The sequence below is a fragment of the Bacillus sp. SSR7 genome, from assembly GCF_055902415.1.
Genome location: NZ_JBVVXV010000006.1, coordinates 92,922 through 107,503 on the forward strand (window position 1 = coordinate 92,922; position 14,582 = coordinate 107,503).

14 protein-coding genes and 1 pseudogene are annotated in these 14,582 nt (G+C 34.0%); 5 read left to right on the forward strand and 10 right to left on the reverse strand.

The window, feature by feature from the left end; translation table 11 throughout:
* Window positions 1–66: 66 nt before the first annotated feature.
* Window positions 67–1,107, forward strand: coding sequence for a YkvI family membrane protein (locus AC0NJG_RS13500; protein WP_087952848.1), 1,041 nt, complete (start codon window positions 67–69; stop codon window positions 1,105–1,107).
* Window positions 1,108–1,144: 37 nt separating this feature from the next.
* Here AC0NJG_RS13500 and AC0NJG_RS13505 read toward each other — a convergent pair whose 3' ends face one another.
* The 5 genes and pseudogenes from AC0NJG_RS13505 to AC0NJG_RS13525 form a co-directional block, all read right to left on the reverse strand.
* Complete coding sequence (locus tag AC0NJG_RS13505) at window positions 1,145–1,513, reverse strand: DUF3979 family protein (RefSeq protein WP_088327311.1); 369 nt, start codon at window positions 1,511–1,513, stop codon at window positions 1,145–1,147.
* A 295-nt stretch (window positions 1,514–1,808) separates the two neighbouring features.
* Entirely contained in the window at window positions 1,809–2,114 is a 306-nt protein-coding gene (locus AC0NJG_RS13510; RefSeq protein WP_000539568.1) for a hypothetical protein, read from the reverse strand.
* Between the two features lie 197 nt (window positions 2,115–2,311).
* Window positions 2,312–4,294 carry a HAMP domain-containing methyl-accepting chemotaxis protein gene (locus AC0NJG_RS13515; protein ID WP_088327309.1) on the reverse strand — a complete coding sequence of 661 codons (1,983 nt, stop codon included), beginning with the start codon at window positions 4,292–4,294 and terminating at the stop codon, window positions 2,312–2,314.
* Window positions 4,295–4,497: 203 nt separating this feature from the next.
* Window positions 4,498–5,547 (reverse strand): ribosome small subunit-dependent GTPase A, encoded by a 1,050-nt coding sequence (gene rsgA / locus AC0NJG_RS13520; protein ID WP_140421222.1) that lies wholly within the window; start codon window positions 5,545–5,547, stop codon window positions 4,498–4,500.
* Window positions 5,548–5,729: 182 nt separating this feature from the next.
* Window positions 5,730–6,256 (reverse strand): annotated as a pseudogene (locus AC0NJG_RS13525) (DinB family protein).
* Window positions 6,257–6,452: 196 nt separating this feature from the next.
* On the opposite strand from AC0NJG_RS13525, the gene AC0NJG_RS13530 reads away from it, so the two are divergent.
* Both AC0NJG_RS13530 and AC0NJG_RS13535 read left to right on the forward strand, forming a co-directional pair.
* The gene (locus AC0NJG_RS13530) at window positions 6,453–6,800 is read left to right on the forward strand and encodes a DUF4257 domain-containing protein (protein WP_000426313.1); all 348 of its coding nucleotides are present in this window, start codon (window positions 6,453–6,455) and stop codon (window positions 6,798–6,800) included.
* Window positions 6,801–6,884: 84 nt separating this feature from the next.
* Window positions 6,885–7,109 (forward strand): hypothetical protein, encoded by a 225-nt coding sequence (locus tag AC0NJG_RS13535; RefSeq protein WP_000162601.1) that lies wholly within the window; start codon window positions 6,885–6,887, stop codon window positions 7,107–7,109.
* 186 nt (window positions 7,110–7,295) lie between these two features.
* Here the strand turns inward: AC0NJG_RS13535 and AC0NJG_RS13540 are convergent, their stop codons facing one another.
* Together AC0NJG_RS13540 and AC0NJG_RS13545 are read right to left on the reverse strand one after the other, a co-directional pair.
* A complete protein-coding gene (locus AC0NJG_RS13540) occupies window positions 7,296–8,471 on the reverse strand; it encodes an MFS transporter (RefSeq protein WP_088327306.1) in 1,176 nt (391 codons plus the stop codon).
* A gap of 49 nt (window positions 8,472–8,520) precedes the next feature.
* Window positions 8,521–9,456, reverse strand: a complete 936-nt coding sequence (locus tag AC0NJG_RS13545; protein WP_087952857.1) for an aldo/keto reductase — start codon at window positions 9,454–9,456, stop codon at window positions 8,521–8,523.
* A 107-nt stretch (window positions 9,457–9,563) separates the two neighbouring features.
* On the opposite strand from AC0NJG_RS13545, the gene AC0NJG_RS13550 reads away from it, so the two are divergent.
* A complete protein-coding gene (locus AC0NJG_RS13550) occupies window positions 9,564–9,872 on the forward strand; it encodes an ArsR/SmtB family transcription factor (RefSeq protein WP_001259915.1) in 309 nt (102 codons plus the stop codon).
* Between the two features lie 39 nt (window positions 9,873–9,911).
* Here AC0NJG_RS13550 and AC0NJG_RS13555 read toward each other — a convergent pair whose 3' ends face one another.
* From AC0NJG_RS13555 to AC0NJG_RS13565, 3 genes are all read right to left on the reverse strand, one after another.
* Window positions 9,912–10,862, reverse strand: a complete 951-nt coding sequence (locus tag AC0NJG_RS13555) for a serine protease (protein ID WP_001089039.1) — start codon at window positions 10,860–10,862, stop codon at window positions 9,912–9,914.
* A gap of 343 nt (window positions 10,863–11,205) precedes the next feature.
* Window positions 11,206–11,493 carry an AbrB/MazE/SpoVT family DNA-binding domain-containing protein gene (locus AC0NJG_RS13560; RefSeq protein WP_000648331.1) on the reverse strand — a complete coding sequence of 96 codons (288 nt, stop codon included), beginning with the start codon at window positions 11,491–11,493 and terminating at the stop codon, window positions 11,206–11,208.
* A 115-nt stretch (window positions 11,494–11,608) separates the two neighbouring features.
* A complete protein-coding gene (locus AC0NJG_RS13565; RefSeq protein ID WP_087952859.1) occupies window positions 11,609–13,489 on the reverse strand; it encodes an FtsX-like permease family protein in 1,881 nt (626 codons plus the stop codon).
* A gap of 271 nt (window positions 13,490–13,760) precedes the next feature.
* Between AC0NJG_RS13565 and nadE the strand changes: the two genes are divergently transcribed.
* Window positions 13,761–14,579, forward strand: coding sequence for an ammonia-dependent NAD(+) synthetase (gene nadE, locus AC0NJG_RS13570; RefSeq protein WP_000174881.1), 819 nt, complete (start codon window positions 13,761–13,763; stop codon window positions 14,577–14,579).
* Window positions 14,580–14,582 lie beyond the last annotated feature (3 nt).

Sequence of the window (14,582 nt, forward strand, 5' to 3'; positions counted from 1 at the left end):
AATTGTCCAAGCTCCTACATATGCATAATAGTAAATCAAGCTCATCGTAGTAGAAAGAGGGATAACATGGACAATCAACAATGGCAAGTAGCAAAGAAAGTCGCTGCTACTTATATTGGAACAGTCGTTGGAGCTGGATTTGCTACTGGACGAGAAATTGTTGAATTTTTTACAGTGAACGGATTTTATGGAACAATTGGCATATGTGTAAGTGGATTTTTTTTTATTTGGCTTGGCACAAAGATGATGTTACTTTCATCACAAATCGGTGCATTTTCAGCGCAGGAATTTAACAAATATTTATTTGGGGATGTATTTGGAAATGTGGTAAACACACTATTATTACTCGTATTATTCGGTGTAACGAGCGTTATGTTATCAGGAGCTGGGGCGGTATTTGAAGAGCAACTTCATTTACCAAGACAACTCGGTATTTTCATTACAGTGATCGCCTGTCTCATGATAAGTAGTCGCGGATTGCAGGGTGTTTTTGAAGTAAATACACTTGTCGTACCTATTATGATGATTTTTATTATCGGACTTGCTATTACAACTTTTATTCACGGTACAACACCTATTAGTAACACTATTCCTGCAGAAAGTTGGAATATGAAGTGGATAACTAGTCCTATTACATATGTCGCCTTAAATCTTTCTCTCGCCCAAAGCGTTCTCGTCCCGTTAGCCAGTGAAGTAAAAGATCGAAAGGCCATTTTATGGGGGGGGATTTTAGGCGGAGCAGGACTTTCTTTAATTTTATTATGCAGCCATTTAGCTATCTTATCAGTCGATCAATTTTATCAATATAATATCCCAATGGCTGAAGTCATCAGAAAATTCAATGCAACTTTTCACTTTTTCTTTGTTCTTATCATTTTCGGTGAAGTGTTCACAACTTTAGTTGGCAATGTGTTCGGCATGACAAAACAAATGCAATCCATCACCGGGTGGAAAAGTAACAATATTATTTTCTTCATTTTACTAATAAGCTATTGCTTTAGTTACGTTGGCTACAGTGAATTACTCCACATTCTATATCCTATAATCGGGTGGGTAAGCATCATTTTACTTCCGATTATTGCTTTTAAACAACTGCAAAAAACATAAAAGAAGCATCCATGTTATTGGATGCTTCTTTTATATTTTATTCACAATCAGCACATACTTCCCAGTACGGCGCCATTTCGAGTGCTAAATACGGCTTTAATTGCAACCGAATCATCCGACTAGGCATACGTTCTAAAACGAATTGAATCCCTTCTTCCTCTTCGTCTAATTCAACTTTTGAAATCGCAATTCTTTGCATCGTCGAAATAGGCATTCCATCTTTATATAAAGTGATTTTCACCTCATCATATTCATTAAAATACAATTCAACACTCATTTGATTTTTCAACATTTCATCAACAATTTCATATTTATCATTTCGTTCCTGGATTATATATTTCCAGCCGCCTCTAACTTCTTCTTTCGGAGCTGCTTGAAATAATGTCATCAAATCCTCATATAGCATAAGATAACCCCTCTCTTACTAAAAAACGATGAGTATTTTATATACCCTTTATCTCTATCACTATCCATATGTATTGTACCATATATCGCCGTTCTTACCGTATTCATTTGCTTCATAACTGTATATAAAACACCTGATTCTCTGCATTACTTTCTGGATTGTCTCTTAATGCATTTCTTAATCCCCTTCTAAAGCTTTCAAATCATATCAAACTTAAGTAAATGCTTTCTTTGTCCATCCTCCAATTTATTATTTCCATGCAATAAAAAAAGAAGAGTGACTTATATCACTCTCCTTAAAAGAATTTCCCAGTAGCTGCTAACGCTAATACTAGTATTAAAATAGTAAATAATAATGATACAATGAAACTAAAAATAGGTAATGCTTTCTTTTCATTCTTCTTCAAAAGTAACTTTAAACTAAGGAAGATGTTTATTGGTACAAATATAAAATAAAAATATTTAACAATTTGTACCGAACTATTCGAAAGTGTTTTTAAAATAAACACTTCAATTAGAAAAACAATAAAAAATGAAATACTTAACCAAAATGAGACATAACTAAGCCAAGAATGTCTTTTGGTACCCCAGTACACTCCCATATTTATCTCCTTTATTTGTATTCTATATGATTATTATTATACACAAAGTTAACAAATACCTCTATTTTTCGACAAATATTATATAAAATATACCTTTAAATATTATAAAAATACTCTCCATCCCCATTTACTTTTATATAATAAAAACAGGCAACTCCAAAATAGCATACTACTATTTTGGAGTTGCCTGTCCTCTGCTAAACTTTAAATCTTTCAATTAACCCTTGTAACTCTTCAGCCATTTGAGATAATGTACCAGCCGCAGAACTAATCTCTTCAATGGATGCTAGTTGTTCTTCTGCTGACGCTGCAACGTTTTGGGTACTCGTCGCATTATTCTGTGCCGTCATTGCAATTTGACCTACTGAAATAGATACTTCATTTGCCCCTTTTGACATTCCATTAGCCGTTTCAACCATCGTTTTAATTTGAACTGCAATTTCATTTGTAGATTGTAAAATCTCAGTAAAGTTTTGCTTCGTTTCATTCGCAATTACAAGTCCAGATTGAACTTCTTCATTTACATGCCCCATTGATTTTACCGTCTTACTCATGTCATCTTGTATTTCACTTATTAATTTACTAATTTCACTAGAAGATACGCTAGACTTCTCCGCCAATTTACGTACTTCATCTGCAACGATTGCAAATCCTCTTCCGTGCTCTCCTGCTCTTGCAGCTTCAATTGCCGCATTCAAAGCTAGGAGATTTGTTTGATCTGCAATATTTTGAATTACTTCTAGTATGTCACCAATTTGTTTTGATTTATTATTTAATAACTGTATAACTTCATCTGACTGTGAAACAGATTCTGCAATAGACTGCATTTGATTTACTGTTTTTCCTACTAGTTTTCCACCATCTTCTGCTTTTTCACGAGTATGCGCAGAAGCCGTACTAATTGATGATGAACTATTTGCTACATGCTGAATTCCTTCTGTTACATTAAATAGTAACATTGCACCATTTTCTACACTTGCCGTTTGCGTTGTTGCCCCGCTCGATATTTCATCCATTGCCATTGTAATTTGCTCAGTCGCTTCACTCGCTTGTCTTACACTTGCCGTTAGCTCTTCTGATGCTGCTGCAACATGTCCAGCCGAAGTATTAATTCTTCCGATTAACGTTCGCAATGCATCAGTCATCTCATTAAATCCTTTTGCAAGTTGACCAATTTCATCATTAGAATGAATTTCGATGGTTTGCGTTAGATCTCCCTCACTTATTTCTTTAGAAGTAACAACTAATCTTTTTAATGGCTTCGTTATAGAAAGTGTCACAAAATAAATAAGTGCCCCGCCTATAACTAATGAAATGAACATAACAATTAACATATTATAAAATACAGGCTGCGCAGCTTCAATTACTTCATTTGAGTACATCGTCCCACTGATTTTCCAACCTGTTTTTACATTTGTAGCAAATACCATTTGTTTTTCGCTACCGTCATACGTATATGAAAAAGCGCCATGATTATCTTCATAAATTTTATTTGCCCAAGAATCAGCTGCTTTTTCTCCTGATTTTTCTTGAGGATGCGTAATTATTTTTTGTTTCCCATCTAAAATGAAAGCATATCCTTTTTTACCAATATTGATTAACTTTGTTGTTTTTAATAAATTATCTAAACTTAAATCTACTGCTACAACACCGTTTTTATCTTCTGTTTGTTTTGCAATCGTTACGACAATATGTCCATTGCCTTTCGCCTTATACGGCTCAGTAATTACAATACCACCTTGTTTTGCCACTGCATCTTTATACCAAGAACGTTCTGTTGGATCATAGTCCGCTGCCATTTGTATATTTGGTTCTTGCACAAATTTCTTATCATTTCCAGCAAAGTATACTTGTTCAATATCTTTATTTAAATTGATATATTGAGAAAGCATTTTTCTTAATTCATCTTGATTTTCCCCTTGATACATATTCCCTTGAATCACTCGCGCAAAATTATTTATATCATTAAATTTTTCCTCAATCATTTGATTGATTAAATTATCTAATATTTTTATATTGTCGTGAGCACTACTCGTAATTTGTGATTCAAAATTCTTTTTAGCTGTTTGATAAGACATACCTCCGATAATAGAAACAGCCGCAATTAAAATGATGAAAAATGAAATTAGTAGTTTTTTTGCTACTTTCATATCACGAAACCAATTTAATAGTCTACCCATTACAAACCTCCTGCTTTTCAATTTTATAAGGTAAATCTTGTGAATTATAAATATTTCCCATTCCCGAATTATTATTTTCATAACCTATTATGATGAATACTTTGTAAAGTTTAAACAAATAAATTCTATTTGTCTATATATTTGAATAATATTATTATAAAATTTACAAATGTAAAAAACCAAAGGAATATTCCTTTGGTTTCTTACATTTTTTTATGTTGTTTGGAAATCTTCTTCCACTTGTCACGCTCTGCTCTTGCAAGAATAGCATCTTGTTTTCTCATAAAATACGCCAGTTCTCTTTGTAATTTTTTATAGCTTTGCAAACGATTTATCGTAATAATTCCAGTTTCAATTGCATTATGCACTGCGCACCCTGGCTCATTTTCATGTTTACAGTCCCTAAAACGGCATGTTTTTGCTAATTCTTCAATATCAGAAAATGTCGTTTGAATTGCAGCGCTTCCTTCCCAAAGCTGCAACTCCCTCATACCCGGAGTATCAATAACTAAACTACCACTCGGTAATCGGAACAATTCACGATGAGTTGTCGTATGCCTTCCTTTACTATCTTCCTCACGAATATCTCCCGTTTTTGCTACTTCAATTCCTATAAGTGCATTTAACAAAGTAGATTTTCCAACCCCGGATGATCCGACTAAAGCAATTGTTTTTCCTGCAGTAACAAATTGCTGCAACGATTCAATGCCAGTATGCTCTAAACTATCAACGACGAAGATTGGAACACCAATTGCCACAGCTTCCGTTTCAACAATTTTCTGTTCCATATCCTCACATAAGCTACTCTTTGTTAAAACAATTACAGGCATTGCACCACTTTCATACGCTAAGAGTAAATAACGTTCCATTCTTCTTACGTTAAAATCATGGTTAAGTGCATTTACTAAAAATAGATAATCTACATTTGCTGCTATTACTTGTTCTTCCGTTCGAGTACCTGCCTCTTGTCTAGAAAAAGAGCTTCTTCTCGGAAAAATACGATGAATGATTGCTTTCTTTTCATTCTCTATTTTCTTTATATACACCCAATCACCAACAGCTGGATAATCTCCCTTCGTTACTGCTTCATGCCGAAACTTTCCAGACAGTTCTGCCATATATTCACCATCATTACAAATAATTCGATATATATGCTTATACTCAAGTAAAATACGCCCTACCTCAAAGTTCTCTACAGCTTGTTCCTCAAAGAAAGAATCCCAGCCGAACAATTCTAAAATATTTTGATTCAAATTTATATCCTCCCTAGTGTAAGCTAAGTGGAAGGATCGTGCGCTCACTTATATAGTATCGCCCTTTCCATCCACCTTTGTATTTGGTTTATGATTCATATAAGTTATTTTCGCCATAATACATCACCCCGTTCTCATTTTAATTACTCTCATTATATGGAATATTTATTTAAAAAGCCACCTTATTTAACGTAATTTTCAAATAATTTATTTTTCATCATTCTAATTTGCCCACGGTGACTAATCTCATCTTCTAGCACGTGAAACCACAAATAGTACTGGTTATGCGCTACACCGTTAGGCCACTTTCTTTCTGACATTAGCCATGCATCATCTTGTTTACTCAAATACTGCAGGGATTCTTCTCGAACACTCTGTAAAAGTTGTACATAATACTTCATTTCATGACCACGGATTGTTCTCCCCACTTCGCCTAAATACAGTGCGTCTTCCCATATTTCTAATTCTTCCTTTGTAAAGTCACGCTCTTCAAATGAAATAAGCTGATGTGCTTTTTCAATAGCTGCAATATGCTTTAATAAAGCTCCGATGAATTCCCTCCACTTGGCATAATTGAATCTAATTGCTCAACTGATAGATTGTTTATTTCCTGTAATGTTACAGCCCTCGTATGCTCCAGCATGCTTACTAATTCCCCTATATTTTTTGTATAACCATCCACACTTCTTATTCGGTAATCTATATTCATATCACGCACCCCTTTCTGTATTCATATTAAGGAATAACAGCTTCATATAATAGACTGAAATATATCAGATTTTTCTGTTATAATTAAATTGAATACGTAATACCCCCAAACAAACTTTCTCAATATGCTTCTATGAAATATTAAAAGGAATCAATATAAAATAATCGAATCTTATTCACTAAAAGGAGTGGATTCGATGGAAATGTATCAATGGCTAACTGCTATACTCGTTGGTGGCATCACCGGTTTCGTTTCCCATCTAATCAATAACCAAGGTAAGTTATTGCTTCCACGCCGTTTGAAGACTTTTTTTCACTTTGGGTTTTTGACTGATATTTTCACTGGTAGTCTAGCTGCACTTCTTGGACTCGTTTTATTTGATGTCACCTTAATAAAAGAAATTATAAAAGTATCCATTGTGACTGCTATTTCCGGTCAGACTTTTTTACTACATCAAGCTCTTGGTGGCGAACAGGCTAAAAATACGCAAATCGGGAAAGCTGATGAGAAGATTCAAGAAATTGACAAATTATTGCGACGTTAGTCTATACTTTTTTTGAAAATTATTGCTATAATAAACAATAAATATTTTCTATTGCGTCGTTTGTCAGAAGAAAGGGTGTTTCGTATGACAAAAAAGAAAATAGAAGATTTCTTAACAGACACTGAAAAAGAGGAACTGCTAGAAAACTATAAATGTTTACGAGAAGCCCGCACAAAAAGCGAAGCTAACTATTTTGGAGAAGCAGTAAACCATCTATTAAATAAAGCTAAACAACGAATTATTAAAGATGCAGGCATACATGATGAAAATGCAGCAACTGTTCAATCAAAGAGAAAAGCACTGTTTTAGTTCATTAGCTAAAACAGTGCTTTTTATTATGTTATTTTTCACATTACTTTCACATCTATTTCACAATTATAAGTAGTCCTATATGTTATACTCAGTATATCCTTTTCCAAGGAGCTATATGCCGATATATTAATCCCTATCTCTATAGGGATTTTTATTTTTGGGCTTTTTTTATTTGTAAAGACTTTATGACGCAATTCCTGTTTCACGATTCTCAGTTAGTCTTTCACTTTTTCTAAACAGAAATAAAGCTAAAATATATAATAACGCAGTAAAACTACCTACAAATATAAAATTGTGAGATGCTGCAAATAACATTCCTGCCATTGCCGCTCCAATCATTTGACCAATATACATAGAAGCATTAGCTAGAGCCGCTCCTGTTCCTCTTGCTACGATAGATATGTTTTGTAAGTGCCTCATCATTAATACAAACAAAATTCCTGTCACAAAAAACAAAACAAAGAATAATAACTCCACCATTATAATGTTGTTTACATGAGGAAGTAATGTATATAGAACTGCTGTAAATATAATTCCACCATAGAATGAAAGGTTATAACCAATTTTATTTACGATTCTAGGTCCAAAAATATTACCAGTTAAATTTCCTAATCCTAATACGAGCATAGCTGTGCCTATTTCATGAATTTGCAAGCCAAATTGAATAGACAGCCACACACCGAAGAATGAAAATGCAGCAAAATTACCAGTTTGAAAAACAAAATATGCAAAATAAGAAAGTGAAACCTTAGAATCTGAAAGTAATTGTTTATAGCGCTTTAAGATATTTGTTTTCTTTTCTCTTATATGAACCGGTTGTATTTCTGGTAATACTCCATAAATAAGAATAACAAGTAGTGCTGATAATATACCAATGATAAAGAATGGTGTTGTATAGTGTATCATTGCTAAATATGATCCAACTGGCAGTCCTAAAATTTGAGAGAGTGACAATCCTGCTGTTGCAATCCCAATTGCCTTTACAATTTGTTCCTTCTCTATAAGCAGTGGAATAGATGCCCACACTTGTGGAGATACAAAGGCTGCACTTACACCTGCTAAAAATCTAAATATTAACATCCATAGAAAACTCGGTGCAATTCCACATAAAAACGTACTTAACGCAAAAAAACTCATTCCTATTACCATCACTTTTTTTCTGTTTAAACTATCTGATATAGGACCAGCGATAAGTGCAAATGCAGCATATCCTAAAGCATATGAACTCACCATCCACCCTGACAACTCAGTTGAAATATGATACACCTGTTGTAATGTGGGTAAAAGTGGTGAAATTAAGAAAGTATCGGTACCGATCATAAACATGATTGTAAAGAATACAGCTAGTACTCTTTTCATTTAAATCTTCTCCTTTTATATAAAAGTAGGGAATTATCCCTCCTTTCAACTAATCTTCTAAAATAGATTCAATCTCTTTCATGACATCTTCATTCAATGAAACTTCCACCGCTCTTACACTTTCTCTTATTTGCTCCGCTCGTTTCCCACCAGGAATAACAGTATCAATTCCTTTTTGGTTTAATAACCATGCTAAAGCTACATGCGATAATTCGAGATCCTTTTCTTTAGCTATGTCTTTTAACTTTTCAACTTTCTTAAAGTTGCTCTTATATGTATTCTCTTCAAATAGATTTACACTTTGACGCCAATCTCCTTTATTCAATTTAAAATCTTCTGTATATTTACCGCCTAGTATCCCAAAAGCAAGAGGCCCGTAAGGAATAAATGAAATACCTGATTCTATACAATATGGCAAAAGTTCTTGCCCAGCAGTACGATCTAACATATTATACGGTGATTGTACAACATCTATGTGTCCATGCTGATTCGCTTCTTTTAATTGCTCTACGTTTACGTTAGATATGCCAATTGAACGAATTTTCCCTTCTTCTTTTAGGCGAGTAAGTTCTCCAATTGAATCTATGTAACTTGTTTCTGGATTTGTAAAATGTAAATAATATAAATCAATATAATCAGTTTGCAATCTTCTTAAGCTATTTTCCACAGCATTTCTTAAATAGCTTGGTTCATTATTCATATAAACCTCTCCATTTAATAAGGGCTGTATTCCACCTTTTGTAGCAAGTACAACTTCATGACGTTTTCCCTTCAATACTTCCCCTACCAATTCTTCTGATCTGCCGAAACCGTATGAATCTGCTGTATCAATAAAGGTAATCCCTTGCCCCATAGCTTCTTCTATTAATTGTTTTCCTTCTCCCTCATTCACATCAGCATATAAATTATGTCCCCCCACAGCGTTTGTTCCTAACCCCAATTTTGAAATATGTAGTCCTGCCTTTTGCAATTTTGTATACTTCATTTTTTCTCCCCCTATATTTCTATTGTTCGAATATATTCGAACAATAGAAATATACCACTTTATATGTTATAGTGCAAATATATTAACTTATACAAGCAGGTGAAAAAATGCGTACTCTCTATCATCCAAATCGAGAAGAAATTCAATTCTCTTCTGTTCTATATGCACTTAGCGATCAAATTCGTTTACAAATTGTAACTATGCTACTAGAAAAAAACGAACAATCTTGTGGCGCGTTAAACATCCCAATCGCGAAATCAACTTTATCACACCATTTCAAAGTTTTACGTGAATCCGGTGTTATGTATACACGCCTTGAAGGAACTCAACGTTTCATTTCAATTCGTGAAGATGACTTAAATGCTAGATTCCCCGGTTTATTAGATGTCATAATACATGCGACAGAACCATACTAAAAAACATCTCATAAAATTATGAGATGTTTTTTGTATGTTCTATTCTTTTAATAAATCTAATAAACCATTCCCTTCAGATGTACGTTCATATCCTAAAGGTACAGTTCTTTTAATAAGTTGTGCATATATTTCTGGTTCTGATAACTTTCTACCATATTCCCTTTCACACTGCTTTATGAGCAATGCCAGCGCTCCAGCGACATGCGGTGTGGCCATAGAAGTTCCACTTAATACCGCATATTTCCCCTCAGGATACGTAGATAATATTCCATCGCCTGGTGCCACTAAATCAATTTCTTGATTTGAATTACTAAAACATGCGATTTTCCGCTCTAAATTGACGGCACCGACTTCAATTACTTCTGAGTATGCACCTGGGAAATCTAGTTCCTCCGTATTATCATTACAATCTCCATTATTCCCAGCAGCACATACGACGAGAACATCTTGCTTTACCGCATTTTGAATTGCCTCATGTAATTCTGGAACGTCTTGTGGGCCACCAAGTGACATGGAAATGACTCTAACTCTTTCTTTATTAGGTCCTCTCCAATTTACAGCATAATGAATTGCCTCAATAATTTGCTCATAACTTCCAGAACCATCTCCTGCTAAAACCTTTAACACTAACATTTTAGCGAGTGGTGCGACCCCTAAAACACCTACACCATTTTCAGTCGCTGCAATTGTCCCAGCTACATGAGTACCGTGTCCGTTATTATCAAGATATATATTTGGATCCCCTTCGTAATCTTTCGTGAAATTTCTTCCACCGATAATACGATCCTTTAAATCTATATGATTCATATCACACCCTGTATCTAATACGGCAACAACAATATCTTTTCCTTTCGCACTCTTCTCCCATACTTGCGGAGCATGAATGAGTTGCACACCTGGCGGAATTTCATTTACTTGTTCAACCACCTTATCTACTGTAAAAGGAATTAATTGTATACCTTTTTGTTTATTCGCTGTACTACTATTCATCGTAATCCCTCCTGAAAATATATTATTTTCATTTCAGACCACTTTTGAAAACACTTATATGTAACATTCGTTTTATGTGTTTCGTTTTCCTTTCTTAAAAATGTTTCTCAATAAGGCTTACAAATTTTATACTACTCTTTTATCCCGCTTTAATGGGCAGCTCGATTGGTGAGGGCTGATAATCAGTGGGGGATAAAGCCCCCCCACTGATTAAAGTTTCACTTTATTTATCTCGTAATTTTTAGACACGAAAAATTACGAGATAAATAAAAGGACCAATTGAATGGTCCTTTTATAGTTTTTAAAGAATGATATGGAATTTTAAAAATAATTTGAATCAAGACTAAACCTCACTCTTGTTTAAAAACTTTTCTATTTCTTTTATTAAATATTTCGCTCCATCTATACTAACAGTAATGTTTCCATTTGCTAATGATATGTTTTGATTTGAAACATCACCTGTTATTTGACAAGCATTGTAAGGTTGATATTTTTGTAAAATGACTTTATCTTCTTCTACGAAAATTTCAAGTGGTGATTTGATTTGTATTCCCAATACATCACGTAATTCTTTAGGAATAACAATTCGTCCTAATTCGTCTACTTTTCGAATAACTCCTGTTGCTTTCATATTACTCCCCCCCTTACTTTTATTAATTTTTCCACCTCGCTTTTTCCATTTTATCACTTTTTGGTAATACTTGCCTCTTTTTAGAAAATTTTGTACTCAAGTTAAAAAAACACATTTAACGAATACGTAATCTCTCTTTCAATTGTTTTAAATAACGAGATCGAATCAGTAAGAAGTATACAACTTGAATTCCTATGAAAATACTTAATACAATGGCATTTTCTTTAAATAGTGAGTACTCAAACATTTGTCCGAGTGCAGTTAACGCTACTGCCCCGTGTAATGTTGCAACACATATTGGAACAAAGAATAAAAGTCCCAATCGGATTGTAACTACTTTCGATAATTCCCCGCTCGTTAAGCCTACTTTTCGAATCATTTCAAACAAACGAGTATCATCCTCTAAGTCAGAAAACAAACGGAAATAAAGGAAGCTTCCTGCACATACGAAAAATACAATACCAATAAAGAAACCTACAAATAGAATTGGTCCTGCAATTTGTAAACTTTGGTTTTGTTCGTACTCTTCTGCACTAAACGTTGTATGTTCTTCATAAGGCTTCATCTGATGCGTTAGTTCTTTACCAACCTCAATTTCATCTTTCTTTCCTTCTGTTTTGTACACATAATCTTTTTCCTCTTTAAATCCATCTTGTAATGCATCATACTGATTGTTAGAGATTACATAAATGTTACCTCTTATTATTTTACTTAATGAAGAAGTATTAACTTTTTTCACTTTTAATCGTTCATTCAAATGCGGTAACGTAATTTCTTTTCTTTCTTTCATCGGTGGTCCTGGTATATCAACTGTCAAAAATAAAACTTCTTTTTTTGATACCGCATGAAAAGGTTCTCCTGTTAACTTCGCATATTCCTTATAGTCTGATTCCTTTATAAACGTGGCGCTTCTTAACGACTGCTCCTCCGTTTTCTTCGTTGAAATATTAGTTTTTGAAGCTGCTATACTATGTTTCTTTAACCCTTCGTCAATCATCTTCAAATGCTGTGATTCATTACTATTTCCTTGCTTAGAATGATAGTGAAACGCAATTGGTCTCTCCATAATCGCCTTTGTCATTGATGTAAAGCCAACTAATGTACCTATTGCTGAAAATGCTACAGTTGAAATGATGGTTACAATAAAGAACATTCTTGCGTTATCTCTCATACGGTAAGCTAAATCTGACAACGTAATAATATTTGTCTGTGTCCAATAGAAACGTTTACTTTTTTTACATAGTCTAATAATAAAGACACTCAACTGCTTATACAGCAAATACGTACCAATAATGACTACCGTTGTAACAGGAATCATCATGATAAATACCATTGCACCGTGTGACATAAGTGCTCCTGCATATCCCGCACTAAGCAATATGACTGCTAATATAGAAGAAATAATGGATGCTTTCGGTTCCGGCTTCGCTTCTGCCGATCCTCTAAACAATTTCATAATTTTATTTTTTCGAATCATTCCTGCACTAAACAATGAAATGATCATAAATAATACAAAAAACATAATACTCGTTACAACAATGGCTTTCATTGGAATGTAATAAGGTAAGGAAATATCTAACTTTAATATCATGGGAGCTACAAATAGTAATACTCCAGAAAATAACATTCCTGCTAGAATTCCAAAAATAATTGCTCCTATCCCAATCATAATATTTTCAAAAAAGATAAGACGCTTTAATTGATATTTCGTCATACCTAACATCATTAAAATTCCTAGTTCACGCTTTCTCGTTTTTAAAAACATTCCCATCGAATATAAAATAAAGAAAAATGTAAATAAGTAAATAATGGACTGTGCAAAAGACATACTTACGAACACGTACTTGCCTAATTGTCCAGCACTTAATGCCGGATGAAACGCAAAAAATGAATACACAAAAAAGGCCATAATAGCAAATGCACTACTTAAAAAATATGCTGAATATGTTCGTCTATTTCGCGTCACATTCCGATATGCGAGTTCTCTAATATTCATATTACTTCTCCGCCCTTCTACTAACTATGTTCTTATATTAGTAAAGTACGGAAATACCTTCCATCGATTCAAATGACAAAAACCTTACATTATTGAAAGGTTTCAAAAAAATTGCTTAAATGAAACACTTTCATTATAATGACTACATTCATATTCATACACACATCCTATTGTATATTCGTTAATTTTGCGAAATAATAAAGGATAGAAGTATGTACCAATATACATATAAACTTATTTACCGCTTTAATATGAATAGGAGGAAAACATAATGACATTGCAAGAACAGATTATGAAAGCATTACACGTTCAACCTGTAATTGATCCGAAAGCAGAAATCCGTAAACGTGTTGATTTCTTAAAAGATTATGTAAAAAAAACAGGTGCGAAAGGATTTGTACTTGGAATTAGTGGCGGACAAGACTCTACATTAGCTGGACGTTTAGCTCAGCTTGCAGTGGAGGAAATTCGTAATGAAGGTGGTAACGCAACGTTTATCGCCGTGCGCCTTCCTTATAAAGTGCAAAAAGACGAAGACGATGCACAATTAGCATTACAATTTATTCAAGCTGATCAATCTGTTGCATTTGATATCGCGTCAACAGTTGATGCTTTCTCAAATCAATACGAAAACTTATTAGGTGAATCATTAACAGATTTCAATAAAGGTAACGTGAAAGCACGTATCCGCATGGTTACACAATATGCAATCGGTGGACAAAACGGTCTCCTTGTTATCGGAACAGATCACGCCGCAGAAGCTGTCACAGGATTCTTTACAAAATTCGGAGATGGTGGTGCAGACCTATTACCATTAACGGGACTAACGAAACGTCAAGGACGTGCCTTATTACAAGAATTAGGTGCGGATGAGCGACTTTACTTAAAAATGCCAACAGCTGATTTATTAGATGAAAAACCAGGTCAAGCTGATGAAACAGAGTTAGGTATTACGTACGATCAACTTGATGACTATTTAGAAGGTAAAGCAGTTCCAACTGACGTTGCAGAAAAAATTGAAAAACGTTACACAGTGAGCGAACATAAGAGACAAGTTCCAGCATCTATGTTTGATGATTGGTGGAAGTAAGTA

What these genes read in the sequence shown, in the direction of transcription:
- AC0NJG_RS13515 (WP_088327309.1), bottom strand. Translation starts at nt 4,294, where the DNA reads ATGGGTAGACTATTAAATTGGTTTCGTGATATGAAAGTAGCAAAAAAA.
- AC0NJG_RS13505 (WP_088327311.1), bottom strand. Translation starts at nt 1,513, where the DNA reads ATGCTATATGAGGATTTGATGACATTATTTCAAGCAGCTCCGAAAGAA.
- nadE (WP_000174881.1), top strand. Translation starts at nt 13,761, where the DNA reads ATGACATTGCAAGAACAGATTATGAAAGCATTACACGTTCAACCTGTA.
- AC0NJG_RS13560 (WP_000648331.1), bottom strand. Translation starts at nt 11,493, where the DNA reads ATGAAAGCAACAGGAGTTATTCGAAAAGTAGACGAATTAGGACGAATT.
- AC0NJG_RS13545 (WP_087952857.1), bottom strand. Translation starts at nt 9,456, where the DNA reads ATGAAGTATACAAAATTGCAAAAGGCAGGACTACATATTTCAAAATTG.
- AC0NJG_RS13530 (WP_000426313.1), top strand. Translation starts at nt 6,453, where the DNA reads ATGGAAATGTATCAATGGCTAACTGCTATACTCGTTGGTGGCATCACC.
- AC0NJG_RS13555 (WP_001089039.1), bottom strand. Translation starts at nt 10,862, where the DNA reads ATGAATAGTAGTACAGCGAATAAACAAAAAGGTATACAATTAATTCCT.
- AC0NJG_RS13550 (WP_001259915.1), top strand. Translation starts at nt 9,564, where the DNA reads ATGCGTACTCTCTATCATCCAAATCGAGAAGAAATTCAATTCTCTTCT.
- AC0NJG_RS13565 (WP_087952859.1), bottom strand. Translation starts at nt 13,489, where the DNA reads ATGAATATTAGAGAACTCGCATATCGGAATGTGACGCGAAATAGACGA.
- AC0NJG_RS13500 (WP_087952848.1), top strand. Translation starts at nt 67, where the DNA reads ATGGACAATCAACAATGGCAAGTAGCAAAGAAAGTCGCTGCTACTTAT.
- AC0NJG_RS13510 (WP_000539568.1), bottom strand. Translation starts at nt 2,114, where the DNA reads ATGGGAGTGTACTGGGGTACCAAAAGACATTCTTGGCTTAGTTATGTC.
- AC0NJG_RS13535 (WP_000162601.1), top strand. Translation starts at nt 6,885, where the DNA reads ATGACAAAAAAGAAAATAGAAGATTTCTTAACAGACACTGAAAAAGAG.
- AC0NJG_RS13540 (WP_088327306.1), bottom strand. Translation starts at nt 8,471, where the DNA reads ATGAAAAGAGTACTAGCTGTATTCTTTACAATCATGTTTATGATCGGT.